The sequence below is a fragment of the Hymenobacter sediminis genome, from assembly GCF_003231285.1.
GTDB classification, from domain to species: Bacteria; Bacteroidota; Bacteroidia; order Cytophagales; family Hymenobacteraceae; genus Hymenobacter; species Hymenobacter sediminis.
Genome location: NZ_QKNS01000004.1, coordinates 407117 through 431620, shown reverse-complemented (window position 1 = coordinate 431620; position 24504 = coordinate 407117). Strand labels below are relative to the sequence as shown.

Below are 24504 nucleotides of genomic sequence, written 5' to 3'. Positions count from 1 at the left end.
TCGTACCGGAATAGTTGCAGTACCGTTAGTATTTGGATTATTAAGCCAGCTTAGAGAAGTTAATAGGCTTTATTAGGGCATACACAAAGTCTGATACATAGTGAAAGTAGTTTGCTGAGCAAAGTATAGTACATCACTTTTGGTGTAGTATTTATTTCAACTCTACTATGTACGCTGCCTGTTTAATTGCTGCCTCGATTTTGCCAGCATCTACCACAAAAGAAGTTGCTGATTCCAGTAAAGTAATAGCTACTCCTTTTTACGTAGGAGTACAAGCAGGAGCGTACCGATATGCTGGCCTTGGCCAACTAGATAGTAACGGTAAACCCCTTTTCTATCGGGGCTTAATGCCAGTAGTAGGAGCTCAACTTAGTAAACGGTCCAGCCTAGAAGTTACGGCCATATGGCGCCGCACGGCCAACGGACCAATAACAGCCATCGATTATCCTGATGGAAGTAAGTACCGTTATTATAATCGGTATCGAAGCTACGTAATACCTATTCTTTATCGTTTTTCTCTGGTAACGACGCCTCGGCAGTGGGATATAGAAGCTATAGCTGGTTTATCGATCTTACACAATCGTATTGAGGGGCAGCGCTCCATTACACAAGCAGGCCAGCCCGAGCAATCTTTTGAGCTAGGCGGTTTTAGCGAGGCGAATGATTTCCCAATTACCGTGGGCGCGGCTGTTACGTATTCACCTACGCAACGCTGGACGGTAGTAGGGGAGACTCGTCTGAACTGGTCATTAATAGGCTCAACAGCGAAGAAATTTTTTTCAGATGACCCATACTTACCTCAGCTTGGAGCTAGTGTAGGTCTCCGATATAATTTTGGCTTATAAAAACTAAACGCTATAGTATTTGGCAAGCTTACAGTAGATAAAGTGTGCAAGCCTTCTCCAAATGTAGCTTTTGGGTTTATATTCTACGTACCAGAATTATCTAAGCTCTCTAGTATGTATGTTAGGGCGTTAGAAAAGGCATCACCTTAGGCAGAGCAAACTAGCAATACTTGGTACCAAACAAGTAGCGAATAACTGCTGCAAGGTTAAGAGGTTTATAAAAGTATTAGTAGAATGCTCATCCTTTTTTGGATAGTGTCTCTAAGCTTTCTAGCCCAAAGCTCTAGTTATCTTGGATAGGCTGATTGTTGGTGTGAGCTTAAATCTGAGCCAATAACACCTGCCCGCCGGAACAACCACCCCGACAGTACCCACAGCCCGGCGAAGATGGTGTTCAGTACAATCACCCACAGTACTCCCATGGTCAGCTCGGGTTGCTTGATGAGCAAGGCAATGAAAGGCACGGCAAACTGAGTTGCTGCCGCCGCAAACATAGCGCGAGCCATGCCTAGCGGCTGCAGTTTTGCCAAAACGGCCCCGATGAAGCCGACGGCTAGCACTGCGCCGTATAGTAGATTCATGGGGTTGTCTTCGCTGCCGATGAAACCCACGGCCAGGTTGCCCCATACCAGCAGGAGGGAGGCTGCTGCGGCTACTCCCGCGGCCAGCTTATACGTGCCACTGCGGCCTCGGCTCGCTACCAGCAGGTACAGGAGCTCCAGAATAAGGAGCACGATGCCAGCCATTACAATGTGTGCTGTGGTCATATGAGTAGGAGGTAAGGTTCAGGAAGGGCCTAGGCCAGCCGTTGGCCGAGAGCTGAACTGTTGGCGCTGGCGCGGCGGAACAGCCAACCCGAAACGGCCCAGATAGCGGCGAAGGCTCCGTTGGCTACCAGTACATTTACCAGCCGAACCTGAGGCTCAGCAGCCGCCCCGGTAGGCGTCCAGATGAACAGCGCTATGGCGGTAACTACAATGTATGTGAGCGACGCCGCAAACATGGCATTCGACATACCCAGCGGGCGGAAGCGGGCCATGATGGCTCCTACAAGTGCCACAGCCAATACCCCCAGGTATAAGAAGTTAGCTGGGTTGTCTTCGCTCCCAACGAGACCGACGGCCATATTGGCCCAAAGCAGCAGCAGCCCGGAGGCTACCCCCACGCCAGCCGCCAACCGGTAGGCCGTGTTGTCGCCCATCCGCGAAATCAAGACAAACGTAAGCCCCGCCCCGAAGAGTAGAATGCCGGCCGCCACGAAGTCGCCGAAGGTCCAGAGCATGCCGGAAACGAACAGTTTGGCGGCGAGGGGTATTAGGAGCAGTAGGCCAGTGCCCAGTGCAACGCGTAGAATGCTTTTGGTGAGTGTCATGATGGTTATGATGTTAGGATTCAACAATGTGAGAGAAGCTGTATAAGTATGCAGGCGATACTGCCGCAGGGGTAGGCGGCTACTGTTGCTCCTGAAGTGCTTTGCAAAATGCGGCCTCGGCTTTGGCAATGTCTTCCAGATACCCTTTTCGGTCAAGAAATGGACTTACTGGGTCTTGGGACGTAGCGCGTTCCTCAAACTTGCGCTTCAGGCTAAACAGCTGCGCATGCGAGGAAAGGTAGATATCAGCCGGAAGGCTGCGGAGCCTAACAAAGCTGCGCGCCAACTCACGGCGCAACGCTGCATTGTAGTTCCAGTTAAACAGAGAGGTAGGCATAGGCAACGACAGGCTCCCTACGCTGACGGCCAGCATTTCCCGGTTACCCTCCCGGACCGGAAAAGCCCAGGTGGTGCAGCCCGGCGTATGGCCAGCCGTAACGTGCGCCGTCAACTGAATAGGCCCCAGCTTAATTTGAGCGCCATCTTGAAACTGGTGGTCGATGCGCGGCGCAGGGTAGCGCATCAGGCCGCTGGATATCAGCCAGTTTATCGGAGCCATATTGCGGTGACTTACTCCTCCTGAGGCTATCATTTCGGCGTCTCCCTCGCTTATCCACAGCTGCGCTCCGGAAGCTTGCTGCAGGGCTGCTAGTCCACCGGCATGGTCGAAGTGGGCGTGCGAGTTAAGCAGAATCTTTACATCGGTGATGCGAAAGCCGAGGGCAGCAATGTTCTGCAGAATCATAGGGGCCGTTCCGGGGTAGCCACCATCAATCAGGACGTGGCCCGCGGGGCCGGTTAGTAGAAAGGACGTTACATCGCGGGAGCCCACATAGTAGAGGTTGCCGGCAATGCGGAACGGCTCCCGGGGCAGCTGTCCGCCGTTATCAATAGCAGCCTTCCACTTAGGTAGAATCAGTATAGCGCCTATAGCCAGAATAACTGCCATGCCGGCCAGTAGCAGCCGGTTGCGGCTCTTGCTGTTGCTGGTAGCTTTTGCTGTACTGGTCATGGAAGCAGCCTTGCAGGTTCCGAAATGATAGTCGTCTGATTACGTCATCAAAAGTACTTTGTTTTTCAAAGTTAACAAGCGAGTCCAAAAATATTTGTCTTTCCCTTCATCGAATCAGCAGGCTGTAGTTGTAGTGGGAGTAAGTATCTACACGAAGCTGCTTCAGCAAATTCTTCGGTGTGGAGAGCTTTTATGAGTATTCCTCAACGGGCGTAATACTGACCGCCATAGAGCTGTTTGTGTGGGCGCGCTACGTGGCGTGGGAAAAATGGCTGCGGCCCGGCTCATGGGCTCTGAAAGCTGTTAAAAAGACCAGCGCGCTAAAATTTGGGATTTACCTGAGCCATGTGCTGGTGCTGGAAACGCTATCGACGGGTTTTTTCACCGCCCCCATCGAAGCAGGCAACATACATCCTTTGTTAGGGGTACCGGCCTTGAGTCTTGGCGTGTTCAGCTGCTGCGTACTGCTCACCTATCTGTTGCGCTCAGTGCCGGTATTGTGCTGGCTGGTTCCATAAGTATGGTTGCCGGCTATGGGCTGCTGCTAGCTATCCCTGGCACTTCACCAGATACCACGCCAGAGCTATAACCAACGCCGCCGAAGCAAAGCGCAGCAGCAAAAATACCCAGGCAGGCAACTCCGGTTTTTGGGGAGGGGAGGTCATGGTGAGACGTTTTAGAATGCGTATTGGCTAGTTGCCACTCCACGCCACAGACCTAAGCTGCAGTCGGCAGCGTTTGTTGCAGCAGCCAGTTGTAGAGCTTTTCCACATCGTCCTTGCGGAAGAGCTCGGTGCCGGGATTCATGGTAGCGGCCGTGCCACAGGCCACGCCTAAGCGGCCTACTTCCGCCACTGAAAGGCCCGTAGAAAGCCCATACACCAGGCCGGCCACCATACTGTCGCCGGCGCCTACTGTGCTACGCTTCTTCACGGCCGGGGCCGGAATATGGTCGGCAGTGTCTTTTGTAACAACGCAGGCGCCCTGCGGACCCAGGGAGGTAACCACAATTTCGCACTTGCCGTCCTGTACCAGCTTGTGAGCGGCCTGGGCTACGGCCTCGTTGTCCAGCTCATCTACCCCTGCCATTTTGCTGAGCTCACCCACGTTGGGCTTGGCCATAAACACGCCCTCTTCCAGCACCTGGTGTAAGGCTGGCCCCGAAGTATCGATGACCACCTTGATGCCCATGCCTTTGGCCGCGCGCACAATTCTCACCAGAAACTCAGGCTCCACGCCAGGCGGCAGGCTCCCACTGATAACCAGAAACTCGGGCACTTCCGGCAGGCTTTTCAGGGTAGCCAGAACCTGTTGCTGCTCTTCCTGAGAAAGTGGGGTGCCGGGCATTCCAAAGCGGTACTGCTGGCCATTGGAAGCATCCACCACAATGAAATTCTCGCGGGTGCGGCTCACGGTTTCCACCGGTTTCTGCTGAATGTGCTCCTGCTCCAATAACTCCCGCAGCAGCACGCCGCTGGGGCCACCCACCGGAAACACCGCTACTGACTCGGCTCCCAAGCGCTTCAAGGCCCTGGATACATTGATACCGCCCCCGCCGGGCTCAAATTTGGGAGCGGCGCAACGCAGTTTCTGGTCAGGAATGATGTGGTCGGCCGTAGTACTTTTATCCACCGTGGGGTTGAGGGTAAGCGTTACGATAGGCTTCATAGCGGGAGAATGGCAGGTGTGAGTGGCCGGGTAAGGATGCAGGAACAGGGAGAAGTAAAGCACCCTAACCCGGGGCTAAAGATGGGTTTCAGAACTGGTTAATTGATTTTTGCAGAGGTACTCTGCTAGGGTGTGTACTGACACCAAGACACTTGGTTGCGCAGGCAGGGGGTAGGCTGTACCGTGTCTCGGGCGCCGGGCTATGTGTGGGCCTCAGCTGTCTAAGGTGCGCTGCCGTTCAAAACTGCCGGAATTATTCGTCCTTTGCCGGGCCTGTTCCATCTTTTTCCGTGCTCTATGCAGGATACCACCGACCTTTCTCTCAGGACCGTTGACGTAATGCGCTACGTCACGCCATTACGCGAAGGGGGCTCATTGCCGGCCCTCGTGGAAGCCGATGATGGGTTTATGTACGTAGTGAAATTTCGGGGGGCAGGCCAGGGTCTAAAGGCCCTGATTGCCGAGCTGATAGTAGGCGAAATGGCCCGCGCGCTGGGTCTGCGCATGCCCGAGCTAGTGTTTTGCCAACTCGACGAAGCCTTCGGCCGCACCGAGCCCGATGAAGAAATTCAGGATTTGCTGCGCTTCAGCACGGGCCTCAACTTGGGCCTGCACTACCTCTCCGGCGCCAGCACCTACGACCCGCTGGTGAATACCATTGAGCCAGGCTTAGCTTCCCGCATTGTGTGGCTCGACTGCCTAACGCTGAACGTGGACCGCACCGCCCGCAACACTAACCTGCTGATGTGGCATAAGGAACTGTGGCTGATTGACCACGGTGCCGCTCTTTACGTGCACCACGCCGGCCCCGGCTGGGCTGAGCCCCGGCCCCGGCCGTTTCCGCAGGTGAAAGACCATGTGCTGCTACCCCAAGCCACAGAGCTAGCTGCCGCCGACGCGGAGGGCCGTGCCCGCCTCACCCCAGAGCGCATCCGGGCCATTGTGGACTTGGTGCCGGCGGAATGGCTGGCAGAAGCGGGGGTAGGGGCCGAGGAGCAGCGCGAAAACTACGTGCGCTTCCTCACCGCTCGCCTCGCTGCATCAGAAACCTTTGTTCAGGAAGCCGAAAATGCCCGAAAAGCACTTGTTTGAGTATGCCGTGCTGCGCGTGGTGCCCCGCGTGGAGCGCGAAGAGTTTCTGAACGTCGGCGTGATTTTGTACTGCTCGTCGCAGGGGTTTCTGCAGGCCCGCTTCGAAGTGCCCGAGGACCGGCTGCGCGCCTTCGCCGGCGACGCGCTGAACCTGCCGGAGCTAACGGAGCGCTTACGCTCCTTTGAGCGAATTTGTAAGGGTAGGAAGGAAGGCGGCCCCATTGGGCTGCTGCCGCTCGCCTCGCGCTTCCGCTGGCTTACGGCCACGCGCAGTACCATTGTGCAAACCTCCCCCGTACACCCCGGCCTCTGCCATGACCCAGCCGACACGCTGAACCGCCTCTACTCCCAGCTAGTCCTCTAATCTGCCCTACCCCTGGCCAGGCGCTGAAGGCATCGGACCGGTTTCTGTTACCGACTCCTGCCCAGCTGGGTTTGGACCGTTGCAAGAGGTAGGAGAAGGCAATTCAGAGGATGTGGGCGTTAAACTAGTCCGATGCCTGTAGCGTCGGACCGAGGGTAGGCCGATCAGTCAGTCAGCAACTGCTGCTCCTTCAGCCAGTCGAAAATCAATTGGTCTACTGGCGACACGGCCGGCCGGTCGCGGTAAGTTAGCCACACTAGTTCCTCAATTTCGGAGGCAGGCTGTAGGTGGCCGGAGTAGGCGGCATAGTAGCAGGTCATTTGCACCAGCACGCTGGCCGCGTGACCGTGCGCCTGCGCCCGGAAGGTGCCGGCGTGCACCAGGGTGTCGGGGTCCAGGTCAACGGTTAGTTCTTCTTTAATCTCACGCAGCAGCGTTTGCGCGTCGGTTTCGCCAGGCTCACGCTTCCCGCCCGGAAAATAGTACCGGTCTTTGCCCCGGCTGCGTGTACTTAGTACGCGGCCTTCGCGCAGGTGCAGCCAGGCAATCTTATCAATGAAGCTCATAGCAAAAAGTAGGCGGAAGGTGGTGGCTCTGCTGATTAGCTACATTTCGTATACCTCGCTATTCAGAATACTCCAGGTGCTCTTCTTTTCCAGGGTGAAGTTTCCTACCACTCCTTCAATCGGAAGGCCTATGCGTACGGCAGCAGTGCTCCTGGTTACTTTCAGGAGTTGAATGGTAATTACTGGTTTTCGAGTTTCATCCTGTGTCTCATCGTAAACTAATGGCGCACTGTTCCCGATAGTTAGAATAATCGGTTTCAATTCCTGCAATATCTGCCTGTTGTAAACAGGAGACGGGCCAAACCGGAAATAAATAGTGTTGCCTCTATTTGTATAATGGCCGGTGAACTGCGCCAGCTCTTCATAGCTATTTCGATTAGCTGCCTCAAAAGATAAGTTCAAAACCAAACCGGCCGAACCCTTAGGAGGGTTCGGCCGGTTGGCAGGGGGTAGGAAATCAGCGTTGCTTAGTTTACTACCTGATACGGTACGCCCATGTTCTGGAACAGGAAGGCCCATTTGTCGGTCTGCTCGCTGATAACCTGGGCTGTAGAGCGGCCCGCGCCGTGGCCGGCTTTGGTTTCAATGCGAATCAGGACTGGGGCGCTGCCTTTCTGCGTTTCCTGCAGCTTGGAGGCGAACTTGAAGGAGTGAGCCGGCACCACCCGGTCGTCGTGGTCAGCAGTAGTAACCATGGTGGCGGGGTAGGAAGCAGGCTTCAGAGCGTGGTAAGGAGAGTACTTGTAGAGGTACTCGAACATTTCCTTGGAGTCCTGAGCCGTGCCGTAGTCGTAGGCCCAGCCGGCGCCGGCCGTAAACTGGTTGTAGCGCAGCATATCCATTACACCCACGGCCGGGAAAGCCACCTTGAACAGCTCGGGGCGCTGGGCCATGGTAGCGCCTACCAGCAAGCCACCGTTCGAGGCCCCGGAAATAGCCAGGTAGTCTTTGGAGGTGTAGTTGTTCTTGGTCAGGTACTCGGCGGCGGCAATAAAGTCGTCAAACACGTTCTGTTTCTGTAGCTTGGTGCCGGCCAAGTGCCATTTCTCGCCATACTCGCCACCGCCCCGGATGTTGGGCACGGCGTAGATGCCACCGTTTTCGAGCAGAATAATGGTGCTGGTACCGAAGCTGGGCGTTACGCTGGAGTTAAACCCACCGTAGGCATACAGCAGCGTGGGGTTCTTGCCGTTCATCACCAGCCCTTTCTTGTGGGTGATAATCATCGGAACCTTGGTGCCATCCTTGGAGGTGTAAAACACCTGCTTCGACTCGTACTTGGTGGGGTCGAACTGTACGCCGGCCTTCTTGTACACCGTGGATTTGCCGGTGGCAATGTCGTACTTGAAGATGGTGGGCGGGTAGATGTAAGAGGTGAAGGTGTAGTAAGTTTCTTTTTCCTCCTTCTTCGTGCCGAAGCCGCCAGCCGTGCCTACCGAAGGCAGCGTGATGGCGCGCTCCTTCTTGCCATTCATGTCGTACTGCTCAATGAGCGAGGTAGCGTCTTTGAGGTAGTTAGCGAAGATTTTGCCGCCGCCCGTGGTAACGTGCAGCACGTTTTTGGTTTCCGGAATCAGGTTTTTCCAGTTGGCAGGGGTAGGGTTGGCCGCATCCACGGTTACTACCCGGTTGTTAGGCGCATTCAGGTTGGTGAAGATGTAGAGCTTGCTGCCCACGTTATCTACCACGTCCACCTCGTTTTTCTCGTGGTCGATGACCTGCACAATGGGGCTGCCGGGCTTGCTCAGGTCCTGAATGTACAGCTCGTTGCCCGTGGTGGTATTGGCTCCGCTGATGACCAGGAACCGCTCGTCTTCGGTTAGGGAAGCCCCGATGTAGCGGCGTGGCGTTTTCTCGCCCCCAAAAATCAGCTTATCGGCGCTCTGTTTGGTGCCCAGTTTGTGGTAATAGAGCTTATGAATCTGGGTTTTGCCGGCCAGTTGGCTGCCGGTGGTGGGCTTATCGTAGGAGCTGTAGTAGAAGCCGTCGTTGCCCTTCCAGGCCAGACCCGAGAACTTCACGTCCTTGAGCGTATCGCCCACAATACTCTTGTCGGCGGTTTTCAGCACGATAACCTTGCGCCAGTCGGAGCCACCCTCCGAAATCTGGTAGGCGGCCAGGCTACCATCCTTGGTGAAGTTGATGCCCGCCAGCGACGTAGTACCGTCTTTAGAAAACTGGTTGGGGTCGAGGAACACCTCCGGCGTGCCGTTGCCTACCTGGCGGTATAGCACCGACTGGCTTTGCAGGCCCGTGTTTTTGCTGAAGTATGTGTACTTGCCTTCCTTGAAGGGGGCGCCGTACTTCTCGTAGTTCCACAGGGTTTCCAGCCGTTTACGGATGGCGTCGCGGTAGGGAATCTGGTTGAGGTAGGCCTGCGTTACCTTGTTTTCTTCCTGCACCCAGGCTTTGGTATCGGAGGCCTGGTCGTTTTCCAGCCAGCGGTACGGGTCGGTCACTTTGGTGCCGAAGTAAGTGGTGACGGTATCTACCTTCCGGGTTTGGGGGTAGGGTAGGGTTTTGATGGGGGCCTGGGCCAGCGCCGTAGTGCCGGCCAGCAGTGCCACCAGCGTTGGGGCTACGTTTCTCATAAATGATGGAGTAGGAGTAAGCAATGCTTTCCGGTTGGATGCGGTGTCATAGGCAAGGTAAGAAAGCGACGGTAAGCTTCCGGTATCTGTTTACCTAGTAAGTAGAAGCATCTGGAAAAATTCTGCATCACAGCTCAAGAAGCTGGTCCGTAGCGGCCAAAGCGGGGTAGAGTTGCGTACTGCCCGGATTCAGGTTTCTGCCTACCTCGTTTCGCCTACCCCCGCTTATGCCCACAACCTACATTGGCTGCTCCGGCTTTTCCTACCGCGACTGGAAGGGCGTGTTCTACCCTGCTGCGCTACCTCCGCGCAAGTGGTTTGCTTATTACTGCACGCAGTTCAACACCCTGGAGCTGAACGTGACTTTCTACCGCATGCCCGAGCTAACGGCCTTTGAGCAATGGTATGTGCAAAGCCCCGACGACTTTCGGTTTGCCGTAAAGGCGCCTCGCCAAGTTACGCACTACAAGAAGTTTGGGCCGGAAGCTGAACCCATCCTCGCCGATTTCTACGGGACGGTGCAGGAAGGCTTGCGCGAGAAACTGGGGCCCGTACTGTTTCAGCTACCCCCGAAATCTGCTTACTCTGAAGAATACCTCAACCGTATCCTGGACCACCTTGACCCGGCTTTTCAGAATGTATTGGAGTTCCGGCACCCGAGCTGGTGGGATGGAGAAGTGTTTCGGCGCTTGGCCCGGCACAACGTCAGCTTTGTGGGCCAGAGCCATCCGCAGCCCCTGCCCGATGAGGTAATCATCAATACCCCGGCGGTGTACTACCGTTTTCACGGCGTGCCGGAACTGTACAAGTCGCCCTACTCCGAGGAGTTTCTGGAACGGGTGGCTGCCGAAATACACGCCGCGCCCGAAGTGCGAGAGGTGTATCTGTATTTCAACAATGGTATTGGCGGGGTAGGAGCCCTGAACGCACGGCAATTGCAGCAGTTGCTACCCGGCACTAATTCCGCAACCTGACGCCCGCGTATAGGCAACAAGAACATCTGGTTGATTACGGCTGCCATGTCGGGCTTGCCGAGGTGTTTCGCGCACTGACGTTGTAAGGCTGCCTTAATCACTCGAAAGTCGTGCCTCGATCAGCTCGACATAACTTTTCGGCCCAACCGTTACGTACTCATCTTAGGTAAACAGAATCTTTGGCCATGATGAGAATATTAGGCGCGGCATGGCTTATCGGCCTGCTACTGATGGGGCCAGTGGCACACGCCTGCCGGGTGTGTCGGCCGCGGGTACAGGCCCAGATTCATACTCCCGACTACACCGCGAACCTGTTGATACTCCTGTTGCCTATTGCTGTGGTGCTACTTGTGGGTGCCGGGCTATACTTCGCGCCGGCTCTCAAACCACGGCCCTCCCTTCCTGCTCGCTCATGACCGAAACGCTACACCGTACTCCTCTCATTGCGGCCGGCCTGCTCATGGGAGCCGGCCTTGGGGGCTTCGTTGATGGCATTGTGCTGCACCAGATTCTGCAGTGGCACAACATGCTCTCCAACCAACTACCCCCCGATAACCTGGTGGCCGCCAAAGTAAATATGTACTGGGACGGCGTTTTCCACGCGGCCGTATGGGTGCTTACGGCCATTGGCCTACGGATGCTCTGGGCTGCTAGTCGGCGGGCCGATGTGCCGTGGTCGGGGCGTACGTTCGTGGGCGGGTTGTTGCTGGGCTGGGGCCTGTTCAACGTGGTAGAAGGCCTCATCGACCATACCCTGCTTGGCCTGCACCATGTGTATGAGTACACCGACGACAAGCAGCCCTGGGACATGGCTTTTCTGGCTTTTGGGGCGCTGCTGTTGCTGGCCGGTTGGGGGCTAGTGCGGGCCGGGCGCCATGATACCGCACCGCGGGCGGCTTATCAGGCCTAGCGTATGCAAGGGCTACCTACAGATAAGCCGCTGCCTACCCCCACTTACCATGTTGGGTGCTCGGGCTTTCACTACAAACACTGGAAGGGCGTTTTCTACCCTGAAAAGCTGCCCCAACGTCGGTGGTTCGAGTTCTACCAGCAGCACTTCCGGACCCTGGAGCTGAACGTAACTTTCTACCGCTTTCCGCAACTCTCGGCCCTGGAAAGCTGGTACCAGCAAAGCCCCCCTGATTTCCGCTTTTCGGTGAAAGCGCCGCGCCTGATTACGCACTACAAGCAATTCCACGACTGCGCTCAGCTGCTTTCTGACTTCTACGGGACGGTGCAGGAAGGCTTGCGCGAAAAGCTGGGGCCGGTGCTCTTCCAGCTCCCCCCGCGGCTCACCTACGCCGAGGACCGCCTAACCCGCATTGTGGAGAGCCTGGATCCGGCTTTCCGGAATGTGGTTGAGTTTCGGCACCCGAGCTGGTGGCTGGGGCATGTGTACCAGGAGTTGGCCCGGCGACGCATTGCCTTCGTGGGCCAAAGCCACCCGGCCCTTCCCGACGAGGTAGTAACCAATACAGAGCTGGTGTACTACCGCTTTCATGGGACCCCCGAGCTGTACAAGTCGCCGTACCCGGAGGAGTTTTTGCGCCGGGTAGCTACCGAAATTCAGGCTCCGGGCCACGTCAGAGAAGCCTACCTCTACTTCAACAATGATATTGATGCGTCCGCCATCGGCAATGCCCGCCAAATGCTGGGTTTGGTGCGCAGCGAGTGGTAGGGCCTATGAGTAGCGGCGCTGCCAGATCTTGTACCAGTGTTTGTTGGTGGGGTAGCTGCGGTGCGAAGTAGCATTGTTGAACACAATAGCCACCAGCAACAGAATAACAACGCCCGTCAGGACGGGGCAGAGCACAAAGCCGTAGCCCAGGGCTTTCAGCTTATCGGAGCCGATAACGGCCATGAGGGCTGTAGCGCCGCCCGGCGGGTGTAGGGTGCGCGTAACCTGCATCAAGACAATGGATGATGATACGGCCAAGGCTGCTGTGACCCACATAGGTAGGGGCAGGTAGCGCTGCACCGTAACGCCCACCAGCGCGCAAAGCACATGCCCACCAATGAGGTTGCGTGGCTGTGCCAGTGGGCTGTTAATGATGCCGTAAATCAGAACCGAAGAAGCGCCGAAGGAAGCAATCAGGAAAATGTTGTCGGAGGCTGACAAGAGCGAGCTGTGCAACCAGCCTAGCAAACCAATACCCGCAAACGAGCCCACAAACGTCCAGAAGTGCTCTTTGTAATCGAATAAGGTTTCCTGGTAAAAGATGTAGCGCGCCCGGCGCATGCGTTGTCGGAGCTTTTCTCGCATGGCAAATCTGTACTTGCCCGCAAAATTACCAGCAGCAACCAAAAAGTACCTCCAGCCAGAGTGCGGCCCCGCGCCACAGCCCGTCAAACCAGATTATAGCTGGAAAAGCTAATAGGAAATAAGGAGATAAAACGTTAGTTTAATTAACTGGTATTCACTTAACTACCGTTGGCTATGGAAACGAGACCAAGAAGATACATGGGCTTGGGCTACCGCCTCACCCACATGCCCTGGTGGGCATATGTCCTCGTGATTATGGGTGTTTACCTGCTCGGCTGGGTGATGCGCCTGACGGGTGTAATTCCTGGTCACTGAGTTGCTAAGCAGGGTTCAGACGCCAACCGGGGGTAGGGACCACGTGCGCACGCGGCCCCTACCCCCGGTTGGCGTCTGAACCCTGCTTATCGGTTGCTAATTGCCGTGCCCGCCGAAGCCGGGGTCAGGCGCTGTAGCAATAAGTAAAGCATATGGTAAATTTCCTGCAACTGCGCGGGGTCGGTAATGCCTTCTTCCTTCGTGAAGGTGAGCAGTACTTCGGCTCCGGGCTCGTGGCTGGCCGGAGCTAGGGTCAGGCGAAGTTCCTGGTACTTAAGCAGAGTAGCTCGCACCGCCGATTCGTTCAGCAGCATGCGCAGGGCTACAGCATCGTTGGTGGTGATGATGAAGGCTGCATCCAGGTCCGGGTCGCCTAGCTCTACGTCCGTCAGGCCCAATAGCTTACCTAGCTCGTGCACCCAATCCTGCTCGTGTAGAGCAAAATGGAAACTAGGCTGCCCAGGCACCACGGCGCTGAACGTGGTTAACTCGTACCCGCCCTCAAAACCGCCGCCCAAGTCAATATCCAGTTCAAAATTGATGCGGTAACCGCCTTGCAGCAACTCGGCGCGGTATTCATACTGGTTTTCTTCTAGGGCTAAGTCGGCGGCTACCTGCTGCCATAGGGCCGCTTCGGTATCGGCGGAATAGGTGCGAGTAGATTCCATAGAAGGAGAGGGGTAGGGAGGTATAGGTTTTCAAGCATACTTACCTCCTCGTGGCAAGGTTGCTTGAGGGTAGCGGGTTGGTGGGTAAGAAATAAGAAGCCAGGGATTAATAGCCTCGCTGCAACTCTACCTGATTTTCCAGCGGTTCTTGCCGCTGCAGGTTTCGGAGGTTGCGCAGAAAGAGGTCCACCTTGCCTTCGTCTTCGCCGGGCTGTCCGCCTCCGCTGTGCTGGGTAAGCAATACACGCGGCAGGCCCCAGAGTGGGCTTTCGGCTGGCAGAGGTTCTTGGGCGGTTACGTCGAGCACGGCCCCGCCAAGCTGGCCCGCCTGAAGCGCTTCAATGAGAGCGGGCTCATCGGTGGTGTTGCCGCGGCCCACGCTGGCGTAAAGAGCGTCGGGGCGCATGGCGGCAATAAGCTCTCGGGAAAAGAAGCCATCGGCGCTGCCCGGCAGGCAGTTTACCACAATGTCGGTATCAGGCAGGGCCGCCTGTAGCTCCTCGGGCGTGTGTAGCTGAGCTTTGGGGTTCGTGCGGGCCAGAAACTGCACGGCGCAGCCAAAGCCCATTAGCTGCTCGGCCACCGCTTGCCCAATAGCCCCGCTGCCCAAAATAATTACCCGCTTGCCACGAAGCAGCCCTAGCTTCGGGCGGAGCGGGCCGCCTACCCAGTGCTTTTCGGCTTGCAGTACGGCCAATTCCGGTACGTAGCGCAACAACCCTAACAGACCAGCTACCATCGTTTCGGCGCAGGGCCAGGCAAAGAAGTCGCCCATGTTTGCCACCGGACAGCTTGCCGCTACCCCCTGGTAGCGGTCAATCCCGGCCGAATCGATTTGCCAGAACTGCAGCTTGGCCGGGAATGGGGAAAGCCACTCAACCGGTGGGTTCCCCAGCAGCAAATCGGCATTAGCCAGCGCTGAGCGCTGGTCGGCTGTGGGCAGCTCCGAGCGGAAGGTTGCCGTGACATCGGGGGGTAGTTGCTGGCGTAGAAGCGCCCGGGCGTCGTCGTTCAGCGCAGAGTAAACAAATGCGTGCATGGGGTTTTATTCAAGGGGGGAAGCTCTTCCGCCTGCATACGCAAGAAAGGCTCCGCTGTGGTCAGCAAACAACCGAGGCTCTGAATAGTCTGTAGAGTAGTCCGGCACCGAAACAAAATTCAGTGCGGTATCCCATCTTAGATCTATGGAGGAGCTAACTCAACAACAAGTACAGAACTACTACGGCCGTCAGCTGCAAACGCAGCATGACCTGCAAACCAATGCCTGCTGCACTGATGATATTCCGCCAGAGCACCGCCGCATTCTAGCCCAGCTGGAGCCCGAAGTTCTGGAGAAATACTACGGCTGTGGTGTAGCAGTGCCGCCAGCAGTGGAAGGCTGCACCGTGCTCGATTTGGGTTCAGGTAGCGGCCGTGACGCCTTTTTGCTTTCCCGGTTGGTAGGAGAGCAGGGCCGTGTAATTGGGGTAGATATGACAGAGGAGCAGCTGGCTGTAGCGCGGCGCCATGTGGACACGCATACCAGCCGCTTCGGCTACACCATGCCTAACGTAGAGTTTCGTCATGGCTATATCGAAGACTTACGTACCGCCAACATCGCCGATAACAGCGTGGATGTCGTGGTCAGCAACTGTGTCATCAACCTCAGCACAGATAAAGAAGCCACTTACCGCGAGATTTTTCGGGTGCTGAAACCCGGCGGCGAGCTGCACATATCTGACGTATTCGCTGACCGCCGCGTTTCGGAAGCGCTGCGCCAGGATCCTGTGCTGTACGGCGAGTGCCTGAGCGGAGCTCTGTACACTGAGGATTTCCGGCGTCTGCTCCATGGCATCGGCATCCATGAGTACCGCCTTACGGCCAGTAGGCGCCTTACCATCGGCAACCCCGAAATCGAACTGAAAGTGGGCAACATTGGCTTCTACTCTCTCACCGTGCGGGCCTTTAAACTGCCTGAGCTGGAAGACCGATGCGAGGACTACGGTCAGGTAGCCATCTACCTCGGAACTATACCCGACCACGCGCACTCCTTTTCTTTGGATGACCACCACCGCTTCGAGACGGGCCGCCCCCTGTTAGTGTGCGGCAATACGGCCGCCATGCTTAGCCGCACGCGTTACGCCCCGCACTTTCGCGTAATCGGCGACCAAAGCCAGCACTTCGGCCTGTTCAATTGCGGTCCTACCCCCATGGCCACTGCCAACGCCGCAGGAGCAGACAGCAACTGTGGTTGCTAGATTTAGATACCCTAGCAAAGAAAAGCCCCGAACTGTATGGGTTCGGGGCTTTTCTTTGGGTGGGCAAATAATGTAGCTAGTCGCGGCGCGAATACTGTTCGTAGCGCACTGGGTCTTTCTTTTTATCTTTTTTGCGGCCAATGATACCGCCGGCTGCGGCACCGGCTACGGTACCAATTACGGCACCTTTACCACCGCCTACCACGGCACCCGTTACGGCACCTGCACCGCCACCAATGGCAGCACCTTTAGCTTTTTTACTCCAGCTTTTTCTTGGCTTGGTTTGAGCTTCTGCATCAGAAACTACTACCGTGCTTTCCATCACAAACAGGGCCGAAAGCATAGCCGCATATATCTTGAGCGTTTTCATGGCAATGTCATCTATGGTTAATATCCTAAAAAGGATGATTTTCGCTTTTTAACGAAGCCCTAAAAGACAGGTTTCAAACTGGCCATGATTTTATACGTTGTGCTATTGCAGGCTAAGTAGAAAACATATATAGAAGCTGGGCTATAAAAAACTACCCCCAGGCCATTGGCCCAGGGGTAATAAGAAGTCCGCAAAACAGGCGAAAACTAGCGTGCGTCGGCCTTAGTGGCGTCAGTAGGGGTAGCGCTGGCTTTCTTCACGTAAGTATCAAGCCAGGTGTTCATTTCCCATAGCATGTGCATGATGGACTCTCGGGCCGCGTAGCTGTGCGACTCGGCAGGCAGCACCACGTAGCGCACAGTAGCACCGTGGCCCTTCAAAGCATTATAAAACCGCTCGCTCTGAATGGGGAACGTGCCCGAGTTGTTGTCGGCCTCGCCGTGAATCAGCAGAATCGGGGTTTTGATCTTGTCGGCGAAGTTGAACGGCGACATGGCGTTGTACACCTCCGGGGCCTCCCAGTAGGTGCGCTCCTCACCCTGGAACCCAAAGGGGGTGAGGGTACGGTTGTAAGCGCCGCTACGGGCTATGCCAGCCTTGAACAGGTTTGTGTGGGCCAGCAGGTTGGCTGTCATGAAGGCGCCATAGCTGTGCCCCATTACGGCTACCCGGTTGGGGTCTACTACGCCCAGGCGCTTGCCCTCGTCAATGGCGGCCTTGGCCGAGGCCGTAAGCTGCTCCACGTAGGTGTCGTTGGGCTGCTTGGTGCCCTCACCCACAATCGGAATGCTGGTGCCTTGCAACACGGCATACCCTTGCGTTACCCAGAAAACCGGCGAGCCCCAGTTGAGGCGGGCAAAGGTATAGGGCGAGCCTTTTACCTGGCTGGCGTCCTTCTTATCCTTGAACTCTACGGGATAAGCCTCCATCAGCGTGGGTAGCGGACCATCTTCCTTTTTGTAGTTTGGGGGCAGGTAAAGGTTCGCTGTCAGCTCTACGCCATCGGCTCGCTTGTACTTCAGCACCTGCTTCTGCAAGTTGCCAAGGCTGGCGTACGGATTCGGAAACTTCGTGAGCGGGGTCAGCTTCAGGCTGGGAGCATCGCGCAGGTAGTAGTTCGGCGACTCCTGAGGCGACTCGCGGCGCGTTACAAATGTGCGCTTACCCGTTTCCAGGATATGCACTGGCATCTCGTAGTACGGAGCTTCTGAGCGCCACCAGCGCAGGCTCTTTTTGGTCCGTACGTTTAGCTCATCAATAAATGGCCGGTCGCCCTCTGGCGAAGCCCCCGCACCGATGAAGTACACTACGTCGCTGCCACCATCTACGGCTAGCACCTCGCGCCCTTGGCTGTTACGATGTACGTAAGGAGTGCCGGGGTTGGTGTACGTATCTTGAGAGGAACGCTCAAACAAGGGCGTGAGGGAAGCCTTGTTATTTAGGTCCAGCGTCCACATAGTTTCCTTGCGGTCAGCCCAGCGGTAGCCTTGCACCAGCGCCAGCTTATCGGTGCCCCAGTAGATGTCGCGGAAGCGTAAGGGTAGGGCTGCCAGCTCCTGCGCTGGGCCCTCAAAGGGAGCCGTTAAGGCAAAAATTTTGTCCCGGACCGGCGCCTCCGTTTTGGGGTTGCCGCCGTCCTGAGCTTCCACCCAGAAAGCGGTGTTAGGCGCATCTTCGCGCCAGCCAAATTGGCGTGGCCCAGTTGGCACGGCGTCAAAGCTGGTAGGCACGTTGTCGGCCAGTGGTACTTCTGCTAGCTCCTTCACGACCAACCCTTCCAGGTTCAGAATATCTACCCGCTGTGGGAAGCTGCTTACCGGCAGGGTATAGGAATAAGGACGGTGGCGGGTGCGCACCATCACATAACGCCCGTTGGGCGAAGGCATAGCCTGCTGAATAATGCCGGGCTGCCCCAAAGGGGCCATGCGGCCATCCAGCCCTACCTTCACTACCTGCGAGAGAGCGTAATAGTCGAACAGACGCTCATCAACCGGGCTTTTTAGCAGATCTTGGTAAGTGCGGGCAGCGGCAGTGCGCCCAATGTTCTGCTGAATAGCCGGACCCTTGGGTGTCTCTGTTGGATTGGGAGCTTCGCCCCGGCCACCCACTACGGCTCGGGCAATGATGGTTTTGTTATCGGAAACCCACTGGAAGGGGGTGCCGAATACACTGTTCAGAAACAGGTTAGGCACCAGCCGAGCCGAGGCAGAAGCCACATCGGCAATCCACAACTCAACGTGGTTGTTGGTGGTGTGGGTGAAGGCAATTTTGGTGTTGTCCGGTGACCATTGCACGTCGCTGATACGGGCATTGGCCGGCAAGCCAGTAATCAGGAGCTCTTTGCCATCAGGCATTTGCCGCAACTTCATGGAAGAAGCATAAGCCACGCGGCTGGGTCCCGTAGTGCGCGGGTTAATGCGCAATCCAGCTAGTCGCAGCTCGGGCTGGCTCAGCTCCGCAATAGTAGGCATGTCGCGTACGTCCAGCACCAGCATCCACTGCCCGTTGGAGGCAAAGCTAACGCGAGGGGTAGGCGGGGCTTCGGCCATTGCAGCAATGGCCCTGGGGGGCGTTTGGTAGGGCAAGTCCTGTGCCGCCGCCAGGCTTGATGCTCCCAGACTCAAAGCCAGGGTGAGTCGAAGTATCTTCATAGAAAGAGGTAAGCAACAGAAAATTATGACAAATGACGGTACAATCTGGCATATTTTCTAAAGGATGTACAACTCTTCTTTATTAGATTTCGTAGGGTCGCCACTTGCTACCCCTGCAAGGCTGTCAAACCCTACGTGTAGGACCGATAAGTGAGTGCTGTTATGTAACGCCCTACCCCAAAAACAACGCCGAACCTTCACCAGCGGCATAGGTTCGGCGTTATGTATAGGAAAAAGGGATTCGGATGACTCAGGATTTCTAATGATTGATAGGGGCTTCAATCACCAGGAAATGACTTTCGGCTTCCACCTGAATAGCCACTCTATCTGTTTCCCAGAGGCCCAGGCTTTCCCGGCGTGCCAGTGCCTGTCCGTTCACTGTTAGTTGACCTTCTAGCAAAAAGACAAAAACGCACTTGTTTACCGGATTCAGGTGGTAGTCCACGGCTTGCCCCGCCTCAAACAAGCCCAGGCTGAGCTTCGCGTTCTGGTTGATCCAGCAATGTGCCGTGCCTTCCTCATTGCTGACGATGGTGGTGAGCTGGTTGCGCCGCTTCTCGCGCGGGAAGTGGCGGCGTTGGTAGCGGGGCGTCACGTTCTGGAGCTTGGGCTCGATCCAGATCTGCAGGAAATTAACTTCCTCCTTACCAATGTTGTGTTCCTCGTGCCGGAGCCCGGAGCCGGCGCTCATAATCTGCACCCAGTCCTGGGTTACTTCCTCCGAGTAGCCCAGCGAGTCCTTGTGGTTCATGTGCCCGGCCAGCATCACCGAAATGATTTCCATGTTGGCGTGCGCGTGCAGGCCAAACCCGTTGCCGGCCTTTACGAAGTCATCGTTGAATACCCTGATCAGCCCGAAACCGGCTCGTTCAGGGTTAGCGTAAGGGCCGAAGCTCAGGGAGAAATGACTTTGAAGCCAGCCGGTATCTTTTAGACCCCGGTCCGTGGCTTTGGTTAAGCGATGAGGCATGGCTAGGCAGGCAGTTGGTTATGGAAAGCAATTTCCTCAACGCCTTTGCGCTGACGCGGTGCTTTTTCCCGGCTCAAGAACGGCTCCTCAAGCTGCTCAGCTTCTCCCAGATAGCCCAGAGCTATGAAGGCTACGGGCTGTAGATTCTCGGGCAATTGGAAAACCTCCCGAGTTTTGGCCACGTCGAAGCCGCCCATGAAGTGCCCGTGCAGGCCCAGAGCGGTGGCTTCTAGAATCAGGTTACCGTTGGCTAGACCCAGGTCGTGAAGGGCGGCGCCGTTAGGTGTGCCATTGTCGTAGTGAGTTTTAGCCAGGGCCAGAATCAGTACGGGCGCGTTTTTGGCCCAGGGCTGGTTGCCAGGTAGCAGGCAATCAACCATCTTCTGGAAGGTTTCCTGATCGGCATGATGAGCGTAAAGGTAGCGCCAAGGCTGCTCGTTCATAGCGCTGGCAGCCCAAGAGGCGGCTTCAAATACTTGATGCAGCGTTTCGGGGGCAACGGGGTAGCTGGCAAAGGCGCGGGGGCTCCAGCGCTTGCGAATGGTTTCCAGAACCGGGTAAGTGGTGGTGGCGAGTTTCATAGTAGCTATAAACCATACTTCCCGCCATTGTTTAAGCCGAAGCGTAACAAACAGCGGGAAGTAGGCAAATCAGGTGTGTGAAGATGAAAGTAGAAGATTTCGCTGGCAACTTCGCCATCGGCTGGCAGATACCGAATTCAACTCGATGAAGCTAAGCCGAATTGTAATAATTACAGAGTCATAGGAACCTCCATCAGCAGCAGGCGGGCATCAGAAGACGCCTGCACTGGGAAGCTGTCCGTATCCCACACGCCAAACCCGTCGCGCCGATGTAGAGGCTGACCGGCTACCGTTACGTCTCCTTCCAGCACGAAGACATAGACCCCGTTACCAGGTTTTTTTATCTGGTAGTCAGCCGCAAAACCCGCGTCGAAATCAGCCAAGTGAAACCAGGCATCCTGATAAATCCAGACACCGGCATCGTCCGGGCTGGGCGAAAGAATCTGCTGAAACTGGTTGTGGCGGTCTTCGGCCCGGAACGTCTGCTGGTCGTAGCGCGGGGTTACGTTGCGCTTGTTTGGGAACAGCCAGATCTGCAGAAACTTTACTTCCTCGTGCTGGCTGTGGTTTTTCTCGCTGTGGGCAATGCCTGTACCGGCGCTCATCACCTGCACGTCGCCGCTCCGGATAATGCCATGGTTGCCGGCGCTGTCCTTGTGCTCCAGGGTGCCAGAAAGCGGGATGCTGATGATTTCCATATTATCGTGAGGATGGGTACCGAAGCCCATGCCGCCCGCCACGGCATCATCATTAAGCACCCGCAAGACCCCAAAGTGTACCCGCTCAGGGTTCTGGTAGCCAGCAAAGCTGAAAGTGTGGTAAGAGTTAAGCCAACCGTGGTTGGCATGACCTCGGGATGTGGCGTTATGAAGGAGAGTTTGCATCGTGGTAGTTGATGAGGAGTAATCCTCACTTGTAATCATATGTACATACATAGATTATGGTTCAAAGATTCACTTCCTGCTATACATTTGCAAGTAGTTACACCGAGGTATATCAATATCCTGTCTGTAACTTTTGCTGATAATCAAGTAGATAAAATGCCAACGCACGCAAAAGAATTTCCGCAATGCGCTTTCCGTCAAACGCTGGACGTGCTAGAAGGCAAGTGGAAGTTTGCCATCATCTACAGTTTGCTGAAGCATGATAAGCTGCGCTTTAAAGAGTTGGAGCGTGATGTGGCGGGCATTACAGCGCGGATGCTGGTGAAAGAGCTTAAGCTGCTGGAAACGCATGATATTGTGCGGCGACAAGCCTTTGCCACTGTACCGCCTACCGTAGAATATTCGCTAACGGAGTGCGGACGGAGCTTGCTACCGGTTATCAGAGCCATTCAAACCTGGGGCGAACAAAACCAGGCTTTTATTGGGCAGCAGGCAGGGCCGATAGGGGAGTAGGGAAGAGGTAGTAACTTGCTGGAGTTATGCTGCAGCTACCTGTTCCGCCTGTTGTTTCGCGCCTGGCGCCTACCCCCAGCGGCTTCCTGCACTTGGGAAACGCCATCAACTTTACCCTGACTTGGCTGCTTACGCGCCAAGCGGGCGGCGTTCTGCACCTGCGAATCGACGACTTGGACCGAGCCCGATTCCGGCCCGCCTACCTCGAGAATATCTTCCGAACCCTGGAGTGGCTAGGCCTTGATTACGATCAAGGCCCCTCCGGCCCCGATGATTTTGAGCGCTCCTTTTCCCAGCGCCACTTTCTCTCCCTCTATGAGGAGGTTCTGCAAGCGGCGCGGCAGGCCCACCCTGGCATGTTTTATACCTGTCGCTGCTCTCGCACCGAGCTGGCTCGGCAAGCTAGCCCCACTGGCTGCTACCCTGGTACCTGCCGGAATCACTCCCTACCCCTCCTCGCGCCCGGAACCGCGTGGCGCGCCCTTGTGCCATCGGCTACTACCATACATATCCCCGACTTATTGCAGGGGCCAGTAACCAGTCATCTAAATGCTGTATTAGGTGACTTTATAGTGCGGAAGAAAGATGGCATTGCGGCCTACCAGGTAGCCTCCGTGATAGATGATGTACGCCTAGGAGTCACACTAGTGGTGCGAGGGTTAGACTTATTGCCCAGCACGGCCGCCCAACTCTGGCTAGCCCACTACCTCCCTGGGCAAGCTCGCTTCTCCGAAACCCAGTTTCTGCATCATGGGCTGGTGACGGATGAAAACGGCCAGAAGCTTTCCAAATCAACTCAGGCAGGAGAGCAGCGGGGGATTATGGCAGAGGCTAACTCACCGCAGGTAGTGTACCAAGCTGTGGCTAAGCTGCTGGGCCTGTTACCGGAAGCCGGCAGGTCGTTGGAAGTGTTGTGCGCCTCAGTGTAGCGGGGGATATATGTTACATTATGTTGTGTTTCACTCGCCGAATTCATAAATCCGACAGCAAATAAAAAGCCCTTCACAAACGCGAAGGGCTTTTTTATGGGATAAACAGTGTTCAGACTTAGTTGCGCGTCATCAGGGTATTAGCGGCTAGCTCCGAATTCGGAATAGGCCAGATGTACGACGGAGAAGTAGGCAGCACAGCCGGCACTACGCTTTTAGCTGGAATTGGCTGAAGCAAACGCATAATGTCATTGTTGCGCAATCCTTCACCCAAGAATTCTAGGCGGCGCTCCAGCAGGATAGCATCAATAATGGAGAACGAACTGCTAAAGCTGGCGGACGTGTACAGAGCCGGGTTTGGCTTCTTCGGATCCGGGTTTGGGTTGGATCTTTCGCGCACAGCATTGAGTAAATCTAGTGCCCTAGTGCTGGTCGCACCTTCTGTGCGAGCCAATGCCTCCGACAAGTTCAGGAGCACTTCCGCATAACGAATAACCGGCGCATTATCAGTGTAAGGAGTAGCTGACAGAGTACCATTGGTGTACTTACGTAAGTACTTAGTGTTGCCAGCAGTAGTAACAAAATTTATTAGGCGAGTATCTACAGTATCAATAAATCTAGGGTTAGAAATAACCCCAGACGTGTTCAGGTTATACTCGCCGTTACCACCCTGAGCCGCCGGCAGATAGTAGTACGCCAGCTGGTTTTGCGTACCGGGGGCATCCTGAGTGGTAAATGGAAATGCCAGGATAACCTCGCTAGCGTTGGGAGTAGGACTGAACAGGCTGGTTACATTAGGGCTTAGGGAAAGAGGGACCCCGGTGGTAGCTTGGAAAGGAGCTGTGGTTGAAACAATTTTGTTTGCTTCCTTCACTACGTCCTCGTAGCGGCCCATACTTAGTAGCACCCTCGTCTTCAAGGCGATAGCCGTGTTGCGATGTGCCCGGGTTACAGTAATGTTCGTGAGAGGCAGGTTGCTCTCCGCAAAGTCGAGGTCCTTCAGAATTTGAGCATACACTTCGGCTACGCTACTGCGGGCCAGGTTGTTGTTGCCAAGCTCCGTTTCTGCCTGCAAGCGAAGTGGCAAGCCTGGCTTAGACCCGTTGCCATCGGTGTAGGGACGTGCATAAAACTGCAACAATGAATAGTAAGCTAAGGCGCGCAACAGGTGGCCTTCACCTTTGAAGCCGTTGGCCGTTGCCGCATAATTAGCGGGAAAAGGGGCTGCGGAAAACTTAGCTGTGTTGGCATCAATACCCGCCAGGAATACATTGATCTGGTTGATGGCTTGATAAGCCGCTCCCCACATGTTAATGACATCATTCTGCGATGCTTCCGTAAGGTTATTCTGCCATACAGCTGACCCCGTTACCCCATTAGATGTGCGGTTGATGAAATCATCGGCCCGAATGTCACCGTAAACCTGATAGCGTCCTCCCAGGAAAGAACCGGACTTCATGTAGTCATACATGTTGTTGACCTGCAACAGCACGCGGGAAGGAGTATCAAAAGCCAGCTCACTAGCCAGAGAGGTTTTAGGCTGCACATCAAGTCGGTCTTCGCTGCAGGAACTGCTGCCCAGACCCAGCGAAGCCATGAATAAGCTAAGGGTAAGAAGTTGCTTAAAAGTCTTCATCAA

Annotated in this window: 28 protein-coding genes; 12 read left to right on the top strand and 16 right to left on the bottom strand. The window is 55.7% G+C overall.

Annotation, left to right across the window (positions count from 1 at the left end):
• Window positions 1-167 precede the first annotated feature (167 nt).
• Window positions 168-845: a hypothetical protein gene (locus DNI29_RS24150; RefSeq protein ID WP_123823241.1), complete on the top strand. Its 678-nt coding sequence runs from the start codon at window positions 168-170 to the stop codon at window positions 843-845.
• Between the two features lie 287 nt (window positions 846-1132).
• Here the strand turns inward: DNI29_RS24150 and DNI29_RS24745 are convergent, their stop codons facing one another.
• The 3 genes from DNI29_RS24745 to bla all read right to left on the bottom strand — a co-directional run bounded on the left by DNI29_RS24745 (window position 1133) and on the right by bla (window position 3229).
• Complete coding sequence (locus tag DNI29_RS24745; protein WP_202910454.1) at window positions 1133-1612, bottom strand: hypothetical protein; 480 nt, start codon at window positions 1610-1612, stop codon at window positions 1133-1135.
• Window positions 1613-1641: 29 nt separating this feature from the next.
• The gene (locus DNI29_RS13405; protein ID WP_110978614.1) at window positions 1642-2217 is read right to left on the bottom strand and encodes a hypothetical protein; all 576 of its coding nucleotides are present in this window, start codon (window positions 2215-2217) and stop codon (window positions 1642-1644) included.
• A 79-nt stretch (window positions 2218-2296) separates the two neighbouring features.
• A complete protein-coding gene (gene bla / locus DNI29_RS13400) occupies window positions 2297-3229 on the bottom strand; it encodes a subclass B3 metallo-beta-lactamase (RefSeq protein ID WP_110978613.1) in 933 nt (310 codons plus the stop codon).
• A gap of 179 nt (window positions 3230-3408) precedes the next feature.
• On the opposite strand from bla, the gene DNI29_RS13395 reads away from it, so the two are divergent.
• The gene (locus DNI29_RS13395) at window positions 3409-3747 is read left to right on the top strand and encodes an acyltransferase family protein (RefSeq protein WP_110978612.1); all 339 of its coding nucleotides are present in this window, start codon (window positions 3409-3411) and stop codon (window positions 3745-3747) included.
• Window positions 3748-3946: 199 nt separating this feature from the next.
• Here the strand turns inward: DNI29_RS13395 and DNI29_RS13390 are convergent, their stop codons facing one another.
• Window positions 3947-4897, bottom strand: coding sequence for a 1-phosphofructokinase family hexose kinase (locus tag DNI29_RS13390; protein ID WP_110978611.1), 951 nt, complete (start codon window positions 4895-4897; stop codon window positions 3947-3949).
• A gap of 297 nt (window positions 4898-5194) precedes the next feature.
• Here DNI29_RS13390 and DNI29_RS13385 point away from each other — a divergent pair, with 297 nt between their 5' ends.
• Both DNI29_RS13385 and DNI29_RS13380 read left to right on the top strand, forming a co-directional pair.
• Entirely contained in the window at window positions 5195-5989 is a 795-nt protein-coding gene (locus tag DNI29_RS13385; RefSeq protein ID WP_202910452.1) for a HipA family kinase, read from the top strand.
• Window positions 5967-6353 (top strand): DUF3037 domain-containing protein, encoded by a 387-nt coding sequence (locus DNI29_RS13380; RefSeq protein WP_110978610.1) that lies wholly within the window; start codon window positions 5967-5969, stop codon window positions 6351-6353. The genes DNI29_RS13385 and DNI29_RS13380 overlap by 23 nt, the downstream gene beginning before the upstream one ends.
• A gap of 164 nt (window positions 6354-6517) precedes the next feature.
• Here DNI29_RS13380 and DNI29_RS13375 read toward each other — a convergent pair whose 3' ends face one another.
• The 3 genes from DNI29_RS13375 to DNI29_RS13365 all read right to left on the bottom strand — a co-directional run bounded on the left by DNI29_RS13375 (window position 6518) and on the right by DNI29_RS13365 (window position 9510).
• Complete coding sequence (locus DNI29_RS13375) at window positions 6518-6919, bottom strand: NUDIX hydrolase (protein ID WP_110978609.1); 402 nt, start codon at window positions 6917-6919, stop codon at window positions 6518-6520.
• A 39-nt stretch (window positions 6920-6958) separates the two neighbouring features.
• Window positions 6959-7321 carry a hypothetical protein gene (locus tag DNI29_RS24940; protein WP_238388088.1) on the bottom strand — a complete coding sequence of 121 codons (363 nt, stop codon included), beginning with the start codon at window positions 7319-7321 and terminating at the stop codon, window positions 6959-6961.
• Window positions 7322-7386: 65 nt separating this feature from the next.
• On the bottom strand, window positions 7387-9510 hold the full coding sequence (locus DNI29_RS13365) for a prolyl oligopeptidase family serine peptidase (protein WP_110978607.1): 2124 nt from the start codon (window positions 9508-9510) through the stop codon (window positions 7387-7389).
• Between the two features lie 227 nt (window positions 9511-9737).
• Here DNI29_RS13365 and DNI29_RS13360 point away from each other — a divergent pair, with 227 nt between their 5' ends.
• From DNI29_RS13360 to DNI29_RS13350, 4 genes are all read left to right on the top strand, one after another.
• Window positions 9738-10484 carry a DUF72 domain-containing protein gene (locus DNI29_RS13360; protein WP_110978606.1) on the top strand — a complete coding sequence of 249 codons (747 nt, stop codon included), beginning with the start codon at window positions 9738-9740 and terminating at the stop codon, window positions 10482-10484.
• Between the two features lie 185 nt (window positions 10485-10669).
• A complete protein-coding gene (locus tag DNI29_RS24145; RefSeq protein WP_123823239.1) occupies window positions 10670-10900 on the top strand; it encodes a hypothetical protein in 231 nt (76 codons plus the stop codon).
• A complete protein-coding gene (locus DNI29_RS13355; protein WP_110978605.1) occupies window positions 10897-11394 on the top strand; it encodes a DUF2243 domain-containing protein in 498 nt (165 codons plus the stop codon). The genes DNI29_RS24145 and DNI29_RS13355 overlap by 4 nt, the downstream gene beginning before the upstream one ends.
• Window positions 11395-11397: 3 nt before the next feature.
• A complete protein-coding gene (locus DNI29_RS13350) occupies window positions 11398-12162 on the top strand; it encodes a DUF72 domain-containing protein (RefSeq protein WP_110978604.1) in 765 nt (254 codons plus the stop codon).
• A 3-nt stretch (window positions 12163-12165) separates the two neighbouring features.
• Here the strand turns inward: DNI29_RS13350 and DNI29_RS13345 are convergent, their stop codons facing one another.
• Complete coding sequence (locus tag DNI29_RS13345) at window positions 12166-12747, bottom strand: HPP family protein (RefSeq protein ID WP_110978603.1); 582 nt, start codon at window positions 12745-12747, stop codon at window positions 12166-12168.
• A 174-nt stretch (window positions 12748-12921) separates the two neighbouring features.
• Between DNI29_RS13345 and DNI29_RS24480 the strand changes: the two genes are divergently transcribed.
• Complete coding sequence (locus DNI29_RS24480; RefSeq protein WP_162303607.1) at window positions 12922-13062, top strand: hypothetical protein; 141 nt, start codon at window positions 12922-12924, stop codon at window positions 13060-13062.
• A gap of 86 nt (window positions 13063-13148) precedes the next feature.
• Here DNI29_RS24480 and DNI29_RS13340 read toward each other — a convergent pair whose 3' ends face one another.
• Both DNI29_RS13340 and DNI29_RS13335 read right to left on the bottom strand, forming a co-directional pair.
• Entirely contained in the window at window positions 13149-13730 is a 582-nt protein-coding gene (locus DNI29_RS13340; RefSeq protein WP_110978602.1) for a hypothetical protein, read from the bottom strand.
• A gap of 106 nt (window positions 13731-13836) precedes the next feature.
• On the bottom strand, window positions 13837-14769 hold the full coding sequence (locus DNI29_RS13335) for a D-2-hydroxyacid dehydrogenase (RefSeq protein WP_110978601.1): 933 nt from the start codon (window positions 14767-14769) through the stop codon (window positions 13837-13839).
• A 145-nt stretch (window positions 14770-14914) separates the two neighbouring features.
• Between DNI29_RS13335 and DNI29_RS13330 the strand changes: the two genes are divergently transcribed.
• Window positions 14915-15967 (top strand): methyltransferase domain-containing protein, encoded by a 1053-nt coding sequence (locus DNI29_RS13330; protein WP_110978600.1) that lies wholly within the window; start codon window positions 14915-14917, stop codon window positions 15965-15967.
• A gap of 76 nt (window positions 15968-16043) precedes the next feature.
• Here the strand turns inward: DNI29_RS13330 and DNI29_RS13325 are convergent, their stop codons facing one another.
• The 5 genes from DNI29_RS13325 to DNI29_RS13305 all read right to left on the bottom strand — a co-directional run bounded on the left by DNI29_RS13325 (window position 16044) and on the right by DNI29_RS13305 (window position 21423).
• Window positions 16044-16337, bottom strand: coding sequence for a YMGG-like glycine zipper-containing protein (locus DNI29_RS13325; protein WP_202910450.1), 294 nt, complete (start codon window positions 16335-16337; stop codon window positions 16044-16046).
• A gap of 206 nt (window positions 16338-16543) precedes the next feature.
• Complete coding sequence (locus DNI29_RS13320; RefSeq protein ID WP_110978599.1) at window positions 16544-18988, bottom strand: S9 family peptidase; 2445 nt, start codon at window positions 18986-18988, stop codon at window positions 16544-16546.
• A 259-nt stretch (window positions 18989-19247) separates the two neighbouring features.
• Window positions 19248-19958, bottom strand: a complete 711-nt coding sequence (locus DNI29_RS13315; RefSeq protein WP_110978598.1) for a pirin family protein — start codon at window positions 19956-19958, stop codon at window positions 19248-19250.
• 2 nt (window positions 19959-19960) lie between these two features.
• Window positions 19961-20539, bottom strand: a complete 579-nt coding sequence (locus tag DNI29_RS13310; RefSeq protein ID WP_110978597.1) for a nitroreductase family protein — start codon at window positions 20537-20539, stop codon at window positions 19961-19963.
• 170 nt (window positions 20540-20709) lie between these two features.
• Window positions 20710-21423: a pirin family protein gene (locus tag DNI29_RS13305; RefSeq protein WP_110978596.1), complete on the bottom strand. Its 714-nt coding sequence runs from the start codon at window positions 21421-21423 to the stop codon at window positions 20710-20712.
• 156 nt (window positions 21424-21579) lie between these two features.
• Here DNI29_RS13305 and DNI29_RS13300 point away from each other — a divergent pair, with 156 nt between their 5' ends.
• Both DNI29_RS13300 and DNI29_RS13295 read left to right on the top strand, forming a co-directional pair.
• The gene (locus DNI29_RS13300; RefSeq protein WP_110978595.1) at window positions 21580-21936 is read left to right on the top strand and encodes a winged helix-turn-helix transcriptional regulator; all 357 of its coding nucleotides are present in this window, start codon (window positions 21580-21582) and stop codon (window positions 21934-21936) included.
• A 26-nt stretch (window positions 21937-21962) separates the two neighbouring features.
• Window positions 21963-22865, top strand: a complete 903-nt coding sequence (locus tag DNI29_RS13295) for a glutamate--tRNA ligase family protein (protein WP_110978594.1) — start codon at window positions 21963-21965, stop codon at window positions 22863-22865.
• A 118-nt stretch (window positions 22866-22983) separates the two neighbouring features.
• Here DNI29_RS13295 and DNI29_RS13290 read toward each other — a convergent pair whose 3' ends face one another.
• Window positions 22984-24501 carry a RagB/SusD family nutrient uptake outer membrane protein gene (locus DNI29_RS13290; protein WP_110978593.1) on the bottom strand — a complete coding sequence of 506 codons (1518 nt, stop codon included), beginning with the start codon at window positions 24499-24501 and terminating at the stop codon, window positions 22984-22986.
• Between the last annotated feature and the right edge of the window lie 3 nt (window positions 24502-24504).

Coding starts and splice junctions, on each gene's coding strand:
- DNI29_RS24150 (WP_123823241.1), top strand. CDS start 168: ATGTACGCTGCCTGTTTAATTGCTGCCTCGATTTTGCCAGCATCTACC.
- DNI29_RS24745 (WP_202910454.1), bottom strand. CDS start 1,612: ATGACCACAGCACACATTGTAATGGCTGGCATCGTGCTCCTTATTCTG.
- DNI29_RS13405 (WP_110978614.1), bottom strand. CDS start 2,217: ATGACACTCACCAAAAGCATTCTACGCGTTGCACTGGGCACTGGCCTA.
- bla (WP_110978613.1), bottom strand. CDS start 3,229: ATGACCAGTACAGCAAAAGCTACCAGCAACAGCAAGAGCCGCAACCGG.
- DNI29_RS13390 (WP_110978611.1), bottom strand. CDS start 4,897: ATGAAGCCTATCGTAACGCTTACCCTCAACCCCACGGTGGATAAAAGT.
- DNI29_RS13385 (WP_202910452.1), top strand. CDS start 5,195: ATGCAGGATACCACCGACCTTTCTCTCAGGACCGTTGACGTAATGCGC.
- DNI29_RS13380 (WP_110978610.1), top strand. CDS start 5,967: ATGCCCGAAAAGCACTTGTTTGAGTATGCCGTGCTGCGCGTGGTGCCC.
- DNI29_RS13375 (WP_110978609.1), bottom strand. CDS start 6,919: ATGAGCTTCATTGATAAGATTGCCTGGCTGCACCTGCGCGAAGGCCGC.
- DNI29_RS13365 (WP_110978607.1), bottom strand. CDS start 9,510: ATGAGAAACGTAGCCCCAACGCTGGTGGCACTGCTGGCCGGCACTACG.
- DNI29_RS13360 (WP_110978606.1), top strand. CDS start 9,738: ATGCCCACAACCTACATTGGCTGCTCCGGCTTTTCCTACCGCGACTGG.
- DNI29_RS24145 (WP_123823239.1), top strand. CDS start 10,670: ATGATGAGAATATTAGGCGCGGCATGGCTTATCGGCCTGCTACTGATG.
- DNI29_RS13355 (WP_110978605.1), top strand. CDS start 10,897: ATGACCGAAACGCTACACCGTACTCCTCTCATTGCGGCCGGCCTGCTC.
- DNI29_RS13350 (WP_110978604.1), top strand. CDS start 11,398: ATGCAAGGGCTACCTACAGATAAGCCGCTGCCTACCCCCACTTACCAT.
- DNI29_RS13345 (WP_110978603.1), bottom strand. CDS start 12,747: ATGCGAGAAAAGCTCCGACAACGCATGCGCCGGGCGCGCTACATCTTT.
- DNI29_RS24480 (WP_162303607.1), top strand. CDS start 12,922: ATGGAAACGAGACCAAGAAGATACATGGGCTTGGGCTACCGCCTCACC.
- DNI29_RS13340 (WP_110978602.1), bottom strand. CDS start 13,730: ATGGAATCTACTCGCACCTATTCCGCCGATACCGAAGCGGCCCTATGG.
- DNI29_RS13335 (WP_110978601.1), bottom strand. CDS start 14,769: ATGCACGCATTTGTTTACTCTGCGCTGAACGACGACGCCCGGGCGCTT.
- DNI29_RS13330 (WP_110978600.1), top strand. CDS start 14,915: ATGGAGGAGCTAACTCAACAACAAGTACAGAACTACTACGGCCGTCAG.
- DNI29_RS13325 (WP_202910450.1), bottom strand. CDS start 16,337: ATGAAAACGCTCAAGATATATGCGGCTATGCTTTCGGCCCTGTTTGTG.
- DNI29_RS13320 (WP_110978599.1), bottom strand. CDS start 18,988: ATGAAGATACTTCGACTCACCCTGGCTTTGAGTCTGGGAGCATCAAGC.
- DNI29_RS13315 (WP_110978598.1), bottom strand. CDS start 19,958: ATGCCTCATCGCTTAACCAAAGCCACGGACCGGGGTCTAAAAGATACC.
- DNI29_RS13310 (WP_110978597.1), bottom strand. CDS start 20,539: ATGAAACTCGCCACCACCACTTACCCGGTTCTGGAAACCATTCGCAAG.
- DNI29_RS13305 (WP_110978596.1), bottom strand. CDS start 21,423: ATGCAAACTCTCCTTCATAACGCCACATCCCGAGGTCATGCCAACCAC.
- DNI29_RS13300 (WP_110978595.1), top strand. CDS start 21,580: ATGCCAACGCACGCAAAAGAATTTCCGCAATGCGCTTTCCGTCAAACG.
- DNI29_RS13295 (WP_110978594.1), top strand. CDS start 21,963: ATGCTGCAGCTACCTGTTCCGCCTGTTGTTTCGCGCCTGGCGCCTACC.
- DNI29_RS13290 (WP_110978593.1), bottom strand. CDS start 24,501: ATGAAGACTTTTAAGCAACTTCTTACCCTTAGCTTATTCATGGCTTCG.